Source organism: Enterobacter sp. BNK-16 (genome assembly GCF_048684955.1).
GTDB classification, from domain to species: domain Bacteria; phylum Pseudomonadota; class Gammaproteobacteria; order Enterobacterales; family Enterobacteriaceae; genus Enterobacter; species Enterobacter bugandensis.
Genome location: NZ_JBLQTQ010000001.1, coordinates 1,004,480 through 1,021,961, shown reverse-complemented (window position 1 = coordinate 1,021,961; position 17,482 = coordinate 1,004,480). Strand labels below are relative to the sequence as shown.

Annotated in this window: 17 protein-coding genes; 10 read left to right on the top strand and 7 right to left on the bottom strand. The window is 56.8% G+C overall.

Features of this window, described 5'->3' with window-relative positions:
- Positions 1 to 87 precede the first annotated feature (87 nt).
- Both rhaA and rhaB read right to left on the bottom strand, forming a co-directional pair.
- Positions 88 to 1,347 carry an L-rhamnose isomerase gene (gene rhaA / locus ACMGGH_RS04920; RefSeq protein ID WP_028014860.1) on the bottom strand — a complete coding sequence of 420 codons (1,260 nt, stop codon included), beginning with the start codon at positions 1,345 to 1,347 and terminating at the stop codon, positions 88 to 90.
- Positions 1,344 to 2,813: a rhamnulokinase gene (gene rhaB, locus ACMGGH_RS04915; RefSeq protein WP_232949075.1), complete on the bottom strand. Its 1,470-nt coding sequence runs from the start codon at positions 2,811 to 2,813 to the stop codon at positions 1,344 to 1,346. The genes rhaA and rhaB overlap by 4 nt, the downstream gene beginning before the upstream one ends.
- A 301-nt stretch (positions 2,814 to 3,114) precedes the next feature.
- Here rhaB and rhaS point away from each other — a divergent pair, with 301 nt between their 5' ends.
- Together rhaS and rhaR are read left to right on the top strand one after the other, a co-directional pair.
- Entirely contained in the window at positions 3,115 to 3,951 is an 837-nt protein-coding gene (gene rhaS, locus ACMGGH_RS04910; protein WP_232949074.1) for an HTH-type transcriptional activator RhaS, read from the top strand.
- Positions 3,952 to 4,024: 73 nt separating this feature from the next.
- On the top strand, positions 4,025 to 4,873 hold the full coding sequence (gene rhaR / locus ACMGGH_RS04905) for an HTH-type transcriptional activator RhaR (RefSeq protein WP_028014857.1): 849 nt from the start codon (positions 4,025 to 4,027) through the stop codon (positions 4,871 to 4,873).
- Here the strand turns inward: rhaR and rhaT are convergent, their stop codons facing one another.
- Complete coding sequence (gene rhaT, locus ACMGGH_RS04900; RefSeq protein ID WP_420299071.1) at positions 4,874 to 5,908, bottom strand: L-rhamnose/proton symporter RhaT; 1,035 nt, start codon at positions 5,906 to 5,908, stop codon at positions 4,874 to 4,876.
- 288 nt (positions 5,909 to 6,196) lie between these two features.
- Here rhaT and sodA point away from each other — a divergent pair, with 288 nt between their 5' ends.
- A complete protein-coding gene (sodA, locus tag ACMGGH_RS04895; RefSeq protein WP_003861999.1) occupies positions 6,197 to 6,817 on the top strand; it encodes a superoxide dismutase [Mn] in 621 nt (206 codons plus the stop codon).
- Between the two features lie 71 nt (positions 6,818 to 6,888).
- Positions 6,889 to 7,563, top strand: a complete 675-nt coding sequence (gene yiiM, locus ACMGGH_RS04890; protein WP_059357409.1) for a 6-hydroxyaminopurine reductase — start codon at positions 6,889 to 6,891, stop codon at positions 7,561 to 7,563.
- Between the two features lie 52 nt (positions 7,564 to 7,615).
- On the opposite strand, the gene cpxA is transcribed toward yiiM, so the two are convergent.
- On the bottom strand, positions 7,616 to 8,989 hold the full coding sequence (gene cpxA, locus ACMGGH_RS04885) for an envelope stress sensor histidine kinase CpxA (RefSeq protein ID WP_003862003.1): 1,374 nt from the start codon (positions 8,987 to 8,989) through the stop codon (positions 7,616 to 7,618).
- The gene (gene cpxR / locus ACMGGH_RS04880; RefSeq protein WP_006179159.1) at positions 8,986 to 9,684 is read right to left on the bottom strand and encodes an envelope stress response regulator transcription factor CpxR; all 699 of its coding nucleotides are present in this window, start codon (positions 9,682 to 9,684) and stop codon (positions 8,986 to 8,988) included. The genes cpxA and cpxR overlap by 4 nt, the downstream gene beginning before the upstream one ends.
- A gap of 150 nt (positions 9,685 to 9,834) precedes the next feature.
- Here cpxR and cpxP point away from each other — a divergent pair, with 150 nt between their 5' ends.
- The 6 genes from cpxP (at position 9,835) to ACMGGH_RS04850 (ending at position 15,879) form a co-directional block, all read left to right on the top strand.
- Positions 9,835 to 10,341, top strand: coding sequence for a cell-envelope stress modulator CpxP (cpxP, locus tag ACMGGH_RS04875; protein WP_028014854.1), 507 nt, complete (start codon positions 9,835 to 9,837; stop codon positions 10,339 to 10,341).
- 154 nt (positions 10,342 to 10,495) lie between these two features.
- Positions 10,496 to 11,389, top strand: coding sequence for a CDF family cation-efflux transporter FieF (gene fieF / locus ACMGGH_RS04870; protein ID WP_028014853.1), 894 nt, complete (start codon positions 10,496 to 10,498; stop codon positions 11,387 to 11,389).
- 174 nt (positions 11,390 to 11,563) lie between these two features.
- Positions 11,564 to 12,526, top strand: coding sequence for a 6-phosphofructokinase (gene pfkA, locus ACMGGH_RS04865; RefSeq protein WP_028014852.1), 963 nt, complete (start codon positions 11,564 to 11,566; stop codon positions 12,524 to 12,526).
- 134 nt (positions 12,527 to 12,660) lie between these two features.
- A complete protein-coding gene (locus ACMGGH_RS04860; RefSeq protein ID WP_182034777.1) occupies positions 12,661 to 13,650 on the top strand; it encodes a sulfate ABC transporter substrate-binding protein in 990 nt (329 codons plus the stop codon).
- A gap of 107 nt (positions 13,651 to 13,757) precedes the next feature.
- Positions 13,758 to 14,501, top strand: coding sequence for a CDP-diacylglycerol diphosphatase (locus ACMGGH_RS04855; protein ID WP_045630631.1), 744 nt, complete (start codon positions 13,758 to 13,760; stop codon positions 14,499 to 14,501).
- Positions 14,502 to 14,574: 73 nt separating this feature from the next.
- On the top strand, positions 14,575 to 15,879 hold the full coding sequence (locus ACMGGH_RS04850) for an SLC13 family permease (RefSeq protein WP_028014849.1): 1,305 nt from the start codon (positions 14,575 to 14,577) through the stop codon (positions 15,877 to 15,879).
- Positions 15,880 to 15,917: 38 nt separating this feature from the next.
- Here the strand turns inward: ACMGGH_RS04850 and tpiA are convergent, their stop codons facing one another.
- Both tpiA and ACMGGH_RS04840 read right to left on the bottom strand, forming a co-directional pair.
- Positions 15,918 to 16,685, bottom strand: a complete 768-nt coding sequence (tpiA, locus tag ACMGGH_RS04845; protein ID WP_232949073.1) for a triose-phosphate isomerase — start codon at positions 16,683 to 16,685, stop codon at positions 15,918 to 15,920.
- Positions 16,686 to 16,796: 111 nt separating this feature from the next.
- The gene (locus ACMGGH_RS04840) at positions 16,797 to 17,393 is read right to left on the bottom strand and encodes a DUF1454 family protein (protein WP_041911791.1); all 597 of its coding nucleotides are present in this window, start codon (positions 17,391 to 17,393) and stop codon (positions 16,797 to 16,799) included.
- Positions 17,394 to 17,482 lie beyond the last annotated feature (89 nt).

Genomic DNA, 17,482 nt, shown 5'->3' with positions numbered 1-17,482 from the left:
CCTTTGAAAATGCCGGGTGGCGTTACGCTTACCCGGCCTGCTTTTACCTGTAGGCCCGGCATGCAATGCGCTGCCGGGCGATATTTTTTACTGACGAGCGGCGAGCACGTCTTTCTCATACGCCCGCACGTTGTCCAGCCACTGGCTGCCCGCCGGGGCATCGTGACGCTGGCAGTACATCTCCCATACCGCCTGCCACGGCAGGGATTTTTGCTCCTCCAGCAGCGCCAAACGTGCGGTGTAGTCGCCGTTTTCTTCAAGCTGTTTCAGCGCAGCAGTCGGCTCCAGCAGAGCGCGCAGCAGCGCTTTTTTCATGTTGCGGGTGCCGATAACCCACGCCGCGATGCGGTTGATGGAGGCGTCGAAGAAGTCGAGCCCGATGTGCACGCGGTCAAACAGATCGTGGCGGATGATTTCGCTGGCAATCGCCTGGGTTTCGTCGTCCAGCAGGACCACGTGGTCGCTGTCCCAGCGCACCGGACGGCTGACGTGCAGCAGCAGGCGCGGCACGTAGAGCATGGCGGCGGAAATTTTGTCGGAGATGACTTCCGTTGGATGGAAGTGGCCAGCATCCAGGCACAGCGCGGTCTGGCGGCTGGTGGCGTAGCCCATGTAGAACTCGTTTGAGCCCACGGTGTAGCTCTCTGCGCCAATGCCGAACAGCTTGCTCTCCACCGCGTCGATATGGTGCGCCGGATCGAGCTTCTCGCTGATGGCTTCATCCAGCGCGGCCAGCAGGCGCTGGCGTGGCGCCAGACGGTCTACGGTGATGTCCTTCATGCCATCCGGGATCCAGATATTCATCACCGACGGCGTGCCAAGCTGCTCGCCGAAATACGCCGAGACGCGGCGGCTCGCCTTCACGTGGTCGATCCAGAACTGCCGGATTTCGTCGTTGGCGTGTGCAAGGGTAAACCCGTCTGCGCTCAGCGGGTGCGAGAAGCAGGACGGGTTAAAATCCAGTCCCAGCCGGTTGGCCTTTGCCCACTCCACCCAATTCTTAAAGTGTTCCGGTTTGATTTCGTTACGCGCGACCGGCGCGTCGGATTCGAGATAAATCGCGTGCAGGTTCAGCCGTTTTGGCCCTGGGATGAGGCTCAACGCTATCTCAAGATCCGCACGCAGTTCGGTGGCGTTGCGCGCTTTGCCCGGGTAGTTACCCGTTGCCTGAATGCCACCCGTCAGGGAACCGCCCGGATTCTCGAAACCGGCGACGTCATCACCCTGCCAGCAGTGCATGGAGACGGGCAGACGGTCGAGCTGGCGCAGCGCCTCTTCGACATCCACGCCGACGGCGGCGAAACGCTGTTTAGCCAGGTCCCAGGCTTGTTCAAGTTGAGTGGTCATGCGCAAAGCTCCTTAGTCAGTCGTTTTTGCTGAAACTGCGCCCGGTAGCGGGCAATGTCATGGCAGGGATTGGGGGTGAAGGTGGTCAGGCTGTTATTCGCCGTCACCACCGAACGGAAATCGTCGACGTTTGATAGTTCGTCCAGCGTCATCAACTGAATGCCAATGTTGCCGAGCGTGGAAGCCTCTACGGGACCTGCCACCACGGTAATGCCGCAGGCATCGGCGCAGAGCTGGTTCAGCAGCTGGTTCTGGCAGCCGCCGCCCACGATGTGCAGCTGGCTGAACGGTTTACCGCGAAGGCTCGCCAGCTCGCTCAGGATGTCGGCATAGAGCAGGGCGAGGCTGTCAAAAATACAGCGCGCCAGCTCGGCGGGGCGGGAAGGTACCGGCTGCCCCGCGTCAAAACAGGCGGCCTGGATCTCAGCGCTCATGTGCACCGGGTTAATAAAGCGGTCGTCGTTCGGGTTAATCAGGAAGGTGCAGGCCTTCAGCTTTTCGGTTTCCGCGATAAGCGCGGGCAGGTCGGTGACGTTCTGCTCTTTCAGCACCCGCTGGAGCAGCCACAGGCCCATAATGTTCTTCAGCACGCGGTAGCGTCCTTCGGCACCGCCTTCGTTGGTGATATTGGCGGCCAGCGCGGCGTCGCTGGTGTAAGGCGTTTTGCTCTCAAAACCTATCAGCGACCAGGTGCCGGAGGAGAGATAGGCCGCGTCTTTGCTGGCGAGCGGCGAGGCAATGACCGCGCTTGCGGTGTCGTGACTGGCGACGGCGACAACGGGAATTTCATTCCCCTGCGGGCAAATCCACTGGCCGATGACATTGCCCGGATGGGTTGGCGCGCCGAACCAGGACGGCGAGGCGCCCGTCCATGCCAGCAGGTGTTCATCCCAGTTATCGGTGTTGATATTGACCAGCTGCGTGGTGGTGGCGTTGGTGTATTCCCAGTTCATGTTGCCGGTCAGACGATAGCTTAAGTAATCCGGGATCAGCAGCGCATGCGCCACCTTTTCAACCAGTTCTGGCTGTTGCTCCACCAGCGCGCGCAGCTGGTACAGCGTGTTAAACGGCAGAAACTGAATGCCGCTGCGACCATAGATATTCTCTTTGCCAAGCTGCGCGATGGCGTGCGCCATCAGCCCATCGGTGCGGCTGTCGCGGTAGGAGACGGGCAGGCCAACGCGTTCGCCGTGACTGTCCAGCAGCACGTAATCCACGCCCCAGGTATCAATGCCGATACTGTCGATGCGGATACCGTCTTCGCAGACGTCGTGAAGTCCGGTGCGGATCTCCGCCTCCAGCGCATCGATATCCCAGGTCACAAAACCGTCCTGTTTTTGCAGACAATTGGCGAAACGGTGCATTTCGCGAAGCGTAAGGGTGTGCTGGTCACAGTCCCAGGTGGCGAGCATTACACGGCCGCTGGATGCGCCTAAATCGACAGCCACACAATGGCGAAAAGTCATGGTCGGGTCCTTTCTTAAGTCATTAGCGATGAGTGTAAGAAAGGGAAGAAATAGCCACCTTCTCGCCACTGACAGCCCAAATCTCGCGCTGGCAAGAAAGCAAAGGTGAACGTGAGGGAGTTCACAGTTTCCAGTAATGACGGGATTTGCAGGCAGTGTGACGCTGACCGCATTTCCCGATCTTTCCGCCTGTTTCTTGAAAAATCGACAGCTTTTGCGCGGTTTACTGTCAAAAATTTAAGGTGAGCGTGGAGGGCCTTAATTACTATTTTGAGAACTTTTCTCATTGGTGGGGGCCGTTATGACCGTACTGCACAGCGTCGATTTTTTTCCTTCGGGGGCTTCTCCCGTCGCGATTGAGCCACGGCTTCCTCAGGCTGCGTTCCCGGAGCATCATCATGATTTTCATGAGATTGTGATTGTTGAGCACGGAACAGGCATCCACGTATTCAACGGTCAGCCGTATACCATCAGCGGCGGTACGGTGTGCTTCGTGCGCGACCACGACAGACACCTGTATGAACATACCGACAACCTGTGTCTGACCAACGTGCTCTATCGTTCCCCGGACGCGTTCCAGTTTCTCTCCGGACTGAATCAGCTGTTGCCGCAGGAGAAGGACGGCCACTACCCGTCGCACTGGCGGGTGAATCAATCCACGTTACAGCAGGTGCGTCAGCTGGTGAGCCAGATGGAGCAGAGCGAGGACGGGCAGGAGACGCACGCGATTGCCACCCGCGAGCTGCTGTTTATGCAGCTGCTGGTGCTGCTGCGCCGCAGCAGCCTGGTGGAAGGGATGGAAAATAATGACGCACGGCTGAACCAGCTTATGGTCTGGCTGGAAGATCATTTCGCTGAAGATGTCTGCTGGGAAACGCTGGCGGACGACTTTTCGCTCTCGCTGCGCACGCTGCATCGTCAGCTCAAGCAGCATACCGGGCTCACGCCGCAGCGTTACCTTAACCGTCTGCGCCTGATCAAAGCGCGTCACCTTTTACGGCATACCGACGAAAGCGTTACAGAAATTGCTTATCGCTGCGGTTTCGGCGACAGTAATCACTTTTCGACGCTATTTCGCCGGGAATTTAGCTGGTCGCCGCGCGATATTCGTCAGGGGAAAGACGCGTTGCTTCAGTAACGCGAGGGCAGTCACCGTTTTCAGGCCGCAAAAAAGCTAATAATGCCCGGTTATTCGCCGTAGAGGTTGTGGTGTGGCCGCTCAGTTGATTCTTCGCAAAGATGATTTTTTTGCCTCCGCGAGTCAGGCCGTCGCGGTGGCCGACCGTTACCCGCAAAATGTCTTTGCCGAGCACACCCATGAGTTCTGCGAGCTAGTGCTGGTGTGGCGCGGCAACGGCCTTCACGTCCTCAACGACCGGCCCTACCGCATCACGCGCGGGGATCTGTTTTACATTCGCGCCGAAGACAAACACGCCTACGCCTCGGTTAACGATCTGGTGTTGCAGAACGTCATCTACTGCCCTGACAGGCTTAAACTGAATGTCGACTGGGCGAGCAACATTCCGGGCATTCTGAATGCCGGAGGCGAACCGCACTGGCGCTTAAGCAGCAGCGGCATGGCTCAGGTGCGCCAGACGATTTCCCAGCTGGAGCAGGAGAGCCAGAAGAGCGACCCGGTGGCAAACCAGATGTCGGAGCTGCTTTTTGCCCAGCTGGTGATGACCCTGAAGCGTCATCGTTACGCCACGGATAATCCCTCCGCCACCACGCAGGAAGCGCTGCTGGATAAGCTGATCGCCCGGCTTGCGGGCAGTCTGAACAAGAGTTTCGTACTGGAAAAATTCTGCGAGCAGGAGCAGTGCAGCGAGCGCGCGCTGCGCCAGCAGTTCCGCACCCAGACGGGGATGACGATAAACCATTACCTGCGCCAGCTGCGCATCTGCCACGCCCAGTATCTGTTACAGCATACGGAGCTGATGGTCAGTGAAGTGGCGATGCGCTGCGGCTTTGAGGACAGTAACTACTTTTCGGTGGTGTTTAACCGTGAGGTGGGGATGACGCCGGTTCAGTGGCGTCATCGCAGTCGAAAAGCAGCGTAATCAGTTCGCCATGCCGAGGCCGACGATATTGGCCGCAATGATAATCACCACGCAGCCCAGGCTCAGTACGCCAACCGGAAGACGTCCGGCGTTGTTCCACTCCTTCAGCACCAGCCCAACCAGACCGCCGCACAGCACGTAGAAGCTCATGTGCAGCATCCAGCTTATGTAGTCGTACTGCGGCGGAATGCTGGCGTGGCCCCAGGCGTAGAAGAAGAATTGCAGATACCACATCAGGCCGCCGAGCGCGGAGAGCAGAACGTTGGTGAGGATCAGCGTTTTTGCCAGCGAGAAGTCGGCTTTTACCGACAGGTTCTTCACTTTTGCCAGACGAATGAAGCAGAAACCGAGGTTTACCAGCGCGCCACCGCCCATGATCACCACGTAGCTTGGCAGGGCAACATACAGCGGGTCAACGCCCAGCGCCGCAGCGGCGTCGTGCATCGGTTTGGCGGCGTTCATGGCGAACGACATGCCCGCCGAGAAGACCCCGCACATCACCGCCAGCAGTAGCCCTTTCTTCAGGTTGAACTCTTCGGCCCTGATGCCCATCTTGCGTTCTTTTAGCTGGCCTGCGCGGGTGACGATCCCCACGCCGATCACCGCCACCAGCACGCCCAGCAGCGTCATCCGGCCGCCCTGGGTGTTGATCAGCACGTCGAAATGGCCGTTAAGGATTGGCGTCATCAGCGTGCCGACGATCAGCGTAATGCCAATCGCGATGCCGATACCCATCGACATCCCGAGGTAGCGCATGGTCAGGCCGTAGTTGATGTTGCCGATGCCCCACATCGCGCCGAACAGGAATACCGGCAGCAGGGTGGAGGCGTTGAAGGAGGAGAAGTAGCCCCAGAAATCGGGCAGCAGCATGGCGCTGATTGTCCACGGCAAAATCAGCCAGGACACGGTACCGCCAACGGACCACATGGTTTCCCACGACCAGCCTTTCACCTTTTTGAACGGGGCATAGAAACAGGCTGCACTGGCTGCGCCTATTAAATGCCAGAAGATACCCATCGTAATCGCATGATTCATTTTTACGTCCTCATCGTTTTTATAGCCGGAGGCTTCCCCCCGACTTGATGAGTGTAAAAATTAGGCTGTTCAGGAACCTTCAGAAGGTTGCCGCACTTTTGTTTTGAATGGCAATCAGCACGTTAAGCGCGTGAGCAGACTCACAATTCTTTTATTTCTCAAAAACCGAATAACCTTATAAAAACTACGGCATTGATAATCATTTTCAATATCATTTAATTAACTATAATGAACCAACTGCTTACGCGGCATTAACAGCTGTGCCGCCCGACAATAATGGAGAGGATTATGAGTTATACACTGCCATCCCTGCCGTATGCCTACGACGCACTGGAACCGCATTTCGACAAGCAGACGATGGAAATCCATCACACTAAACACCACCAGACCTACGTGAACAACGCGAATGCGGCGCTGGAAAGCCTGCCAGAGTTCGCTAATCTGCCTGTTGAAGAGCTGATCACCAAGCTGGACCAGCTGCCAGCAGACAAGAAGACCGTGCTGCGTAACAACGCGGGCGGTCACGCTAACCACAGCCTGTTCTGGAAAGGCCTGAAAACCGGCACCACCCTGCAGGGCGACCTGAAAGCGGCTATCGAGCGCGACTTCGGTTCCGTAGACAACTTCAAAGCGGAATTCGAAAAAGCCGCTGCAACCCGCTTCGGCTCTGGCTGGGCGTGGCTGGTTCTGAAAGGTGACAAGCTGGCAGTGGTTTCTACTGCTAACCAGGACTCCCCGCTGATGGGTGAAGCGATCTCTGGCGCATCCGGTTTCCCAATCCTGGGTCTGGACGTGTGGGAACACGCTTACTACCTGAAGTTCCAGAACCGTCGCCCTGACTACATCAAAGCGTTCTGGGATGTCGTGAACTGGGACGAAGCAGCAGCGCGTTTCGCCGCTAAAAAATAAGGTTGCATTGACGCCTGTGAGAAGCGAGTCTGATGACTCGCTTTTTTTGTATCTGCGTAATGGAGGCAGCGATGCATTACCCGGTGAACGTGTTTACAGGCAAGGTAAGGGAGTACGACGGCAGCCGCCCGAGCGCCATCGCTAAAGTGCAGGTTGACGGTGAGCTTTCGCTGACCGAGCTCGGGCTTGTGGGCGACCAGCAGGCCGAAAAGAAAATCCACGGCGGGCCCGATCGCGCGCTGTGCCACTATCCGCGCGAGCACTATCAGTACTGGAAAACCGAATTTCCTGAGCAGGCGGACCTCTTCGTCGCGCCCGCGTTTGGCGAAAATCTCTCAACGGAAGGGCTGACGGAAAAGAACGTCTTTATTGGCGATATTTACCGCTGGGGCGATGCTCTGATTCAGGTGACGCAGCCACGCTCGCCGTGCTTCAAGCTCAACTACCATTTTGGGATTCAGGATATGTCGGCCCAGCTGCAAAACGCGGGTAAAACCGGCTGGCTGTACCGCGTTGTGCAGGCGGGACAGGTTTCGGCGGATGCGCCGCTTGAGCTCGCGTCGCGCCTGAGTGAGGTGTCGGTGTACGACGCCTGCGCGATTGCCTGGCATATGCCGTTTGACGATGAACAGTATCATCGCCTGCTGTCGGCGGCGGGGTTGTCTACCAGTTGGACGAGAACGATGCAAAAGCGGCGTATAAGCGGGAAGATCGAGAGTAGTTCGCGGAGATTGTGGGGGAAATAGGTTCCGTAGAAAGTAGGCCGGGTAAGGCGAAGCCGCCACCCGGCACATACCGTTACGAACGCTTATACAGCGGTAGCCACAGCGTTAACCGCAGCCCGCCCAGCGGGCTGTCGTCGGCTTTCACCCAGCCGCGGTGCTGCTGCATGGCGGTTTCTACAATCGCCAGCCCCAGCCCCGTGCCGCCGGACTCGCGGTCGCGCGCTTCGTCGGTGCGGTAGAACGGACGGAAAATCTGCTCGCGATCTTCCGGGCTGACGCCTGGACCATCGTCATCGACAATGACGGTGATCCCGTCTTTATCCACCGAGAACGCCACTTCAATCTTCGTATGCGAGTAGCGCAGGGCGTTACGCACGATATTCTCCAGCGCGCTTTCCAGCGCGTTGGGGTTACCGTACAGCGGCCACGGGCCCGGCGGGAAGTTGACGGTGAACGATTTCCCCATCTGCTCCGCTTCGAACGCCGCGTTGTCCAGCACCTCATGCCACAGGTGATTGGCTTTCACCGTTTCGCTCACCAGCGCGTTTTTCTGCTGGTTGCGCGACATCACCAGCAGATCGTTAATCATGCTGTCCAGACGGTGCGCTTCCGTTTCAATACGCTCCAGCTCTTTGCTTTCCCCGCTGCGGCGACGCAGCAGGGCGGTGCCCAGCTGTAAGCGCGTGAGCGGCGTACGCAGTTCGTGTGAGATGTCCGACAGCAGTCGTTGCTGGGCCGTCATCATCCGATCAAGCGCGCTCACCATCTGGTTAAAACTGGTGCCGGCGGCCAGGAACTCCTGCGGCCCGGATTCCAGCTCCGGATGCTGCCTGAGATTGCCTTGTGCCACTTCGTCCGCCGCGTTTTTCAGCTTACGCGCCGGTTTCGCCAGGCTCCACGCCAGCCATAACAGCAGCGGGGAACTGACCAGCATCGTGACGATCAGCAGCAGAAGCGGACGGTCAAACAGCAGGTTGATGAAGTCGGACTGGGAACTGCTCGCAGGGCGAATCAGGTAGAGCTGGTAGTTATCTTCCCCATCCCGTACCGAGAAAGGGCCGACCATCTCTACCCGACCATATTTCTTTTTCTGTGGGTGATCGGCGTTATCCGCCTGGCCAATAAAGTTGCGGATGATCTGCATTTCATTGCGATCGGCGCCAATCACGCGGCCTTCGCTGGTAACCAGCAAAAGACGTTGTCCTGGCGGCGCCCACTTGTCGATAGCGCGAAACAGCCTGCGCCACCACATTAAATCGTTCGGCGGATCGTTTGCCAGCTCCGCTTCCACGTGCTGCTCGATCATCACGCCCTGACGTTGCTCGCTGTCGAGCAGCTCCGTCATCTGGCGTGAGTCGAGTTTTGGCAACATCAAAACGAGCATTAAAACCAGTGCCAGCGTCAGCCAGAAGATGGCGAAGATGCGGGCGGTTAAGCTGCCTATCATGAAGCAGAAACCATCAGATAACCGCGACCACGCAGGGTTTTAAACCATGGGTGACCGTCTTTACGCTCCGGCAGCTTGCGGCGCAGGTTAGAGATGTGCATGTCGATGGCGCGGTCAAACGGCGTGAGGCGTTTGCCCAGCACTTCCTGGCTTAAATGTTCACGCGATACCACCTGGCCAAGATGTTGCGCCAGTAGATACAGCAGGGTGAACTCGGTGCCGGTAAGCTCGAGCGTCTGGCCGTCGAAGCTTGCTTCCTGACGGCCCGGGTTCAGGCTCAGGGAGTCCACTTCCAGCGTTGGCGAGCTGTTGTCGGTATTCTGCTGCTGCTCGCTCCAGTGGGAACGGCGCAGGATCGCGCGAATACGGGCCACCAGTTCACGGTCGTTGAACGGCTTCGGTAAATAGTCATCCGCACCCAGCTCAAGGCCGAGAACGCGGTCAAGCTCGCTGCCGCGGGCGGTCAGCATGATAACGGGGGTCTGGTGTGTCTGGCGAAGCTCTTTCAGCGTATCAATACCGTTTTTCTTTGGCATCATTACGTCGAGCAAAAGTAGATCGATGCTGTCGTCAAGGAGACTCAGCGCCTGCTCGCCATCATGGGCAACCAGGACGTTGAAACCTTCCATGTCGAGCAACTCCTTTAAAAGGGATGTGAGCTCTCGGTCATCGTCAACTAACAGGATTTTATTCATTGTTTAAATACCTCCGAGGCAGAAATTACGACATCAAGGCTATCTAATCCATGACTTTACGTTGTTTTACACCCCCTGACGCATGTTTGCAGCCTGAATCGTAGACTGTCTCTCGTTGAATCGCGACACGAAAGATTTTGGGAGCAAGTGATGCGCAAAGTTACCGCTGCCGTCATGGCCTCAACGCTGGCGTTCAGTGCGTTTAGCCAGGCTGCTGTAGCTATCATCGGCGATAACGGTTCCTCGCAAGAGGGCGCAACGCAGCACAGCAGCCAAAGCCATATGTTTGACGGCATAAGTTTAACCGAACATCAGCGTCAACAGATGCGAGATCTGATGCAGAGGGCACGACACGACCAGCCCCCTGTTAATGTTAGCGAAATGGAGACAATGCATCGCCTTGTCACCGCAGAAAATTTTGACGAAAGCGCTGTTCGCGCTCAGGCCGAAAAAATGGCACAGGAACAGGTTGCCCGCCAGGTAGAAATGGCGAAGGTCCGCAACCAGATGTTCCACCTGCTAACGCCCGAGCAGCAAGCGGTTTTGAATGCCAAACATCAGCAGCGTATGGACCAGCTGCGTGAGGTTGCACGGATGCAGCGAAGCTCAGAAGCGACGTTTTTCAGTAGCAATAGCAGTACCCGTAGTAACCAGTAAACCCTGTTTTCCTTGCCATAGACACCATCCCTGTCTTCCCCCACATGATGTGGGGGTTTTTTTTTGCCCCGCATTCTGATTTGTTAACCGTTTATTCATCCTTTACCTCCCCATGCTTCCGTTATACTAGCGGCATGACATGACAGGAGCGTTTATGAATCAATCCTATGGAAGGCTGGTAAGCCGGGCTGCCATTGCGGCGACCGTCATGGCCTCTGGCCTGCTGCTGATCAAAATCTTTGCCTGGTGGTATACCGGCTCGGTCAGTATTCTGGCGGCGCTGGTGGATTCACTGGTCGATATCGCCGCCTCGCTGACCAACCTCCTGGTGGTGCGCTACTCGCTGCAGCCGGCGGATGAAGAGCACACGTTTGGGCACGGCAAGGCGGAATCGCTCGCGGCGCTGGCGCAAAGTATGTTCATTTCTGGCTCTGCACTGTTCCTGTTTTTGACCGGTATTCAGCATCTGGTTTCACCTTCACCGATGAACAATCCCGGTGTTGGCGTGGTCGTCACTGTAATTGCACTTATAAGCACACTTGTTCTGGTAACGTTCCAGCGCTGGGTCGTTCGCAAAACGCAAAGTCAGGCCGTACGGGCGGATATGCTTCATTATCAATCTGATGTTATGATGAATGGGGCTATTCTTATTGCGCTCGGTCTGGCCTGGTATGGCTGGCATCGGGCCGATGCGTTGTTTGCGTTAGGGATTGGTATCTATATTTTATATAGCGCCTTGCGGATGGGGTATGACGCGGTGCAATCACTGCTCGATCGCGCTCTTCCGGACTCAGAACGTAACGAAATTTTTTCTATCGTGACCTCCTGGCCCGGCGTCAGCGGTGCACACGATCTTCGAACGCGGCAGTCAGGGCCGACCCGCTTTATTCAGATTCATATTGAAATGGAAGACAACCTGCCACTGGTACAGGCTCACGTTATTGCTGAGCAGGTCGAGCAGGCGATTTTGCAGCGTTTTCCTGGTTCAGACGTCATCATTCACCAGGATCCCTGCTCGGTTGTACCCGGACATGTTGGGCTTTCGTAATTCGTTGTAAAAAAGTGAGCCAGGCCAGCATTTTGTGTATAAATTACCGCCATTTGGTCTGACCTGAATCAATTCAGCCAGAAGGGATTGATATACTATTTGCAGTATTCGTTGGTCGATAAGTTTCTTCCGGCAACAGATTTCAATTTTGCATTCCTAAGTTCAGAGGTAGTCATGATTAAGAAAATCGGTGTGTTGACAAGCGGCGGTGATGCGCCGGGCATGAACGCGGCAATTCGTGGGGTTGTCCGTGCAGCGCTGACGGAAGGTCTGGAAGTTTTTGGTATCTATGATGGTTACCTGGGTCTGTATGAAGACCGTATGGTTCAGCTCGACCGCTACAGCGTGTCTGACATGATCAACCGTGGCGGTACCTTCCTTGGGTCTGCGCGCTTCCCGGAATTCCGTGACGAACACATCCGTGAAGTGGCTATCGAGAACATGAAAAAGCGTGGTCTGGACGCGCTGGTCGTTATCGGCGGTGACGGCTCGTACATGGGTGCAAAACGTCTGACCGAAATGGGCTTCCCGTGCATCGGCCTGCCGGGCACCATCGACAACGACATCAAAGGCACTGACTACACCATCGGTTACTTCACCGCGCTGGGCACCGTTGTGGAAGCCATTGACCGCCTGCGTGACACCTCTTCTTCTCACCAGCGTATCTCTATCGTTGAAGTGATGGGCCGTTACTGCGGTGACCTGACCCTGGCAGCGGCTATCGCCGGTGGTTGTGAGTTTGTGGTGGTTCCTGAAGTGGAATTCAGCCGCGAAGATCTGGTTGCTGAAATCAAAGCCGGTATCGCGAAAGGTAAGAAACACGCGATTGTGGCTATCACCGAGCACATCTGTGACGTTGACGAGCTGGCGAAGTACATCGAAACCGAAACCAAACGCGAAACCCGCGCGACCGTTCTGGGTCACATCCAGCGCGGCGGTTCCCCTGGCCCGTACGACCGTATTCTGGCGTCCCGTATGGGCGCGTACGCTATCGAGCTGCTGCTGCAGGGCCACGGTGGCCGCTGCGTCGGTATTCAGAACGAACAGCTGGTTCACCATGACATCATCGACGCGATTGAAAACATGAAGCGTCCGTTCAAAGGTGACTGGCTGGACTGCGCGAAAAAACTGTACTGATCCTTCGAGCCCTCTTCTTTCTGAAGAGGGCTTTTATTCCTCCACGTTATAGCCAATCTTTTTTTATTCTTTAATCATCGATTCGCTTTCTGGCACGCTGCATTCATCAAAACACTAAACAAGAGAGCTGGGCGATGAATAAATGGGGCGTGGGGTTAACATTATTGCTGGCATCGACCAGCGTGCTGGCAAAGGACATTCAACTTCTCAACGTGTCGTACGACCCGACGCGTGAGTTGTACGATCAATACAACAAAGCCTTCGCGGCGCACTGGAAGCAGGAAACCGGCGACAATGTGGTGATTCGCCAGTCGCACGGTGGCTCTGGTAAGCAGGCGACATCGGTGATTAACGGTATTGAAGCCGACGTGGTTACCCTGGCGCTGGCCTATGATGTCGACGCTATCGCCGAGCGTGGCCGTATCGACAAAAACTGGATCAAACGCCTGCCGGACAACTCCGCGCCATACACCTCGACCATCGTCTTCCTGGTGCGTAAAGGCAACCCGAAACAGATTAAGGACTGGAACGACCTGATCAAACCGGGCGTTTCTGTGATTACCCCGAACCCGAAAAGCTCCGGCGGGGCACGCTGGAACTACCTGGCGGCCTGGGGCTACGCGCTGCACCACAACAACGGTGACCAGGCTAAAGCACAGGAGTTCGTCAAATCCCTGTACAAAAACGTTGAAGTGCTGGACTCCGGTGCGCGCGGTGCCACTAACACCTTCGTCGAGCGCGGAATTGGCGACGTGCTTATTGCCTGGGAAAACGAAGCCCTGCTGGCGACCCACGAACTGGGTAAAGACAAGTTTGAGATCGTGACTCCGAGCGAATCCATCCTCGCCGAGCCGACCGTTTCCGTGGTCGATAAGGTCGTTGATAAGAAAGGCACCAAAGCGGTGGCGGAAGCCTACCTGAAGTATCTCTACTCGCCGGAAGGCCAGGAAATCGCGGCGAAGAACTTCTATCGTCCACGCGATGCGGCTGTCGCGAAGAAATACGACAGCGAATTCCCGAAACTGAAGCTCTTCACCATTGATGATGTGTTCGGCGGCTGGACGAAAGCGCAGAAAGAGCACTTCTCTAATGGCGGCACCTTCGACCAGATTAGCCAGCGCTAACGGTTAGCAAACGACACGGCGACCCGGTGTGAGAAATCCACCGGGTTTTTTATTTGGTCATCATTTTGCGTTACTCTTTTGCCTCTATTGAAAACAGGGAACGCGTTGTGAAAAAAATTATCTTACTGATCCTGATTGTCATCGCCCTTGCCGCAGGCGGCGTGTACTGGATAAAAGCGGGTAATCCGAATGCGTTGCGCCATATCGTCCTCGACCAGTGTCTGCCTAATCAGCTGCAACACCGTAACCCGGCACCCTGCGCGCAGGTGAAGCCTGACGCGGGCTATGTGGTATTTAAGGACCGCAACGGGCCGCTGCAGTATCTGCTGATGCCAACGTATCGCATCAACGGCACCGAAAGCCCGCTACTGACCGAGCCTCATACGCCAAACTTCTTCTGGCTGGCGTGGCAGTCGCGCAGCTTTATGACCCTGAAGCGTGGCTCTGAAGTGCCGGACAGCGCTATTTCGCTGACGATTAACTCACCAACCGGACGCACGCAGAACCATTTCCATATCCATATCTCCTGCCTGCGCCCGGACGTGCGCGAGAAGCTCAACGCGGCGCAGGGAGACATCAGCACCCAGTGGCTACCGTTCCCGGGTGGGCTGGAAGGACATGAGTACCTCGCACGCCGGGTGACGGAGAATGAACTGGTCCAGCGCAGTCCGTTTATGATGCTGGCGGAAGAGCTGCCGGAAGCGCGCGACCATATGGGACGCTTCGCGCTGGCGATGGCGCAGCAGTCGGATGGTTCGTTTGTTTTGCTGGCGACCGAGCGTAACCTGCTCACGCTTAACCGCGCGTCGGCAGAGGAATTGCAGGATCATCAATGCGCTATCCTGAAGTAACCCCACTATAAATCGCGTTTACTCAGGCTGCCTGTCACCGTAGACTTGCTGAAAAAATCTACAGGAGACAGGTATGTCGCTCTGGTTAACGCATCCTCTGCTGCTGCCCTCGCTGATCGTCGGCGTCACCATCGTGCTGTGGGCGACGTCGCTGTTGCCGGAATTTATCACCGCGCTGTTGTTTTTCACGGCGGCGATGACCGCCAGAATCGCCCCGCCGGAGGTGATTTTTGGCGGTTTTGCCTCGTCGGCCTTCTGGCTGGTCTTCAGCGGCTTTGTGCTCGGCGTGGCGATCCGTAAAACCGGCCTGGCGGACAGGGCCGCCCGGGCGCTGTCGGCAAAGCTCACTGACTCCTGGATGCTGATGGTGGCGAGCGTGGTATTGCTCAGCTATGCGCTGGCGTTTGTGATGCCGTCAAACATGGGGCGTATTGCGCTGCTGATGCCCATTGTCGCGGCGATGGCGAAACGCGCCGGTATCGCCGACGGCTCCCGCGCCTGGTTCGGCCTTGCGCTGGCAGTCGGCTTCGGTACCTTCCAGCTCTCGGCCACCATTCTGCCCGCCAACGTGCCTAACCTGGTCATGAGCGGCGCGGCGGAAGGCTCGTACGGCATTCACCTGAACTATGTCCCGTATCTGCTGCTGCACACGCCGGTGCTCGGTATTCTCAAAGGCCTGATTCTGATTGGCCTCATCTGCTGGCTGTTCCCCGGCAGCCCGAAACCGGCGAAGGATTTCACGCTGTCTGAACCGATGGGGCGTGACGAAAAACGACTCGCCTGGCTGCTGGTGGTGGTACTGATGATGTGGGTGACGGAGAGCTGGCACGGCGTGGGGCCGGCGTGGACGGGGCTGGCGGCCTCGATTATCGTTATGCTGCCGCGCATTGGTTTTATCACCGGCGAGGAGTTCTCGGCGGGGGTAAATATGCGCACCTGCATTTACGTTGCGGGTATTCTCGGGCTGGCGATCGTCGTGACGCAAACGGGTATCGGAGCGGCCGTAGGCGAGGCGCTGCTGCGCATAATGCCGCTGGATGCGGACAAACCATTCACCAGCTTCCTGGCGCTAACCGGAATTACTACGGCACTCAACTTCATTATGACTGCCAACGGCGTTCCGGCGCTGTACACCACGCTGGCGCAGAGCTTCTCGGATGCGACCGGTTTCCCGCTGCTGTCGGTGATCATGATTCAGGTACTGGGCTATTCCACGCCGCTACTGCCGTATCAGGCGTCGCCGATTGTGGTGGCGATGGGGCTAGGAAAGGTGCCTGCAAGGGCGGGGATGGTGCTCTGCCTGGCGCTGGCGATTGCGACGTATCTGGTGCTGCTGCCGCTGGATTATCTGTGGTTTAGCGTGTTAGGGCGTTTGTAGCGGCGGGTAAGCGCAAGCGCCACCCGCCACAAAGGCCATTACGCCTGTTTAGCCGCTTCTGCCGCTTTAACGATCACCGCGAAAGCGTCCGCTTTCAGGGATGCACCGCCAACCAGCGCGCCATCGATATCTGGCTGGGTGAACAGCTCAGCAGCGTTGGAGGCGTTTACGGAGCCGCCGTACTGGATGATCACTTGCTCAGCCACTTTCGCGTCGGCTTTAGCAATGTGGTCACGGATGAATTTGTGAACTGCCTGAGCCTGCGCAGGGGTAGCAGATTTGCCGGTACCGATCGCCCAGACTGGCTCGTAAGCGATAACCGCGCCTTCGAACGCTGCCGCGCCCTGCGTTTTCAGCACGGCGTCGATCTGACGTGCACACACTTCTTCGGTTTTGCCCGCTTCGTTTTCCGCTTCGGTTTCACCGATGCACAGAACCGGGATCAGACCCTGCTCTTTCAGCACGGCAAATTTCTTCGCGATGAACTCGTCAGATTCTTTGTGGTAGGCGCGACGCTCGGAGTGGCCGATGATGATGTATTTCGCGCCGATATCTTTCAGCATTTCAGCGGAAGTTTCACCGGTGAACGCGCCAGACAGGTTAACGTCAACGTTCTGCGCGCCCAGCACGATGTGGCTGCCGTCAGCGGCACGTTTAGCCAGATCCAGGTACATATCCGGCGGAGCGATAGCAACCGCGCAGCCGGTCACGCCAGCCAGCTCTTTACGCAGGTTTGCAACCAGTTCGTTTACCATGTGGCGGCTGCCGTTCAGTTTCCAGTTACCCATCACTAAAGGATGTCGCATTTCAATTCTCCACGCTAAATAAGCGAATTAAGGAATATGGCCGCCCTGTCGGGCAGCATGGTCTGTGAATCAGTATAGAGATTTTCCCTCGAAAGGCTTTGCTTTTTGTCATTAATTGGCCCCGCCAAGGGTGTCAGATAGCGCCAGCTTAATCGGTTCAACGGCGAAGGTCAGTCCTTTTTCGCCGTTATCCGCCACTACATAGCGAATCGCGCCTTCGGTTGTGGCGTAGTACCGCTTGTTTTTACCGGCGGCCAGCAGCTTTTGTAGCTTTTGCTGGCTCTGCTTTTTCGTCAGCGCAGGCGTAAACGCCTGCAGCACCGCGCTCATGTAATCAAGCGCCTTCGATTTAGCCGCTTTCTGCTCTGGCCCCTGAATCGGCAGCCAGGTGATTTGCATGCTTTTGATTTTTAACGTACCGCGCTCCAGCGCCGTGGAAGCATACAAATTCTCGTTAATCTTGCTCGCTGCACGGGTCAGTGTAGGGGTATCGCGCGAGCTATCAATGGCGCGAAACTCATCCAGCGGCAGCCCTGGGTTGGCCTGATTGAAAGCTTCGCGAAACTGGCTGATGGACTGATCGAAAGACGGTGCGCCCGCCAGCAAATACGGCGCAGTGGTGGGGGCCGCGGTGTTGGCGGCATGCAGCGGAAAACCCGCGCCGAGCATCGCTAAACACAGGAAAAGAGAATGTGCCGAATTTTTCATCAACATTGCACCTGGCCGTAAGTGCTCATGATTAAAACGATATCTGGTCGGCTTGTCAAAAGGTCACAACTCCAGGGTAAAATGCGGGC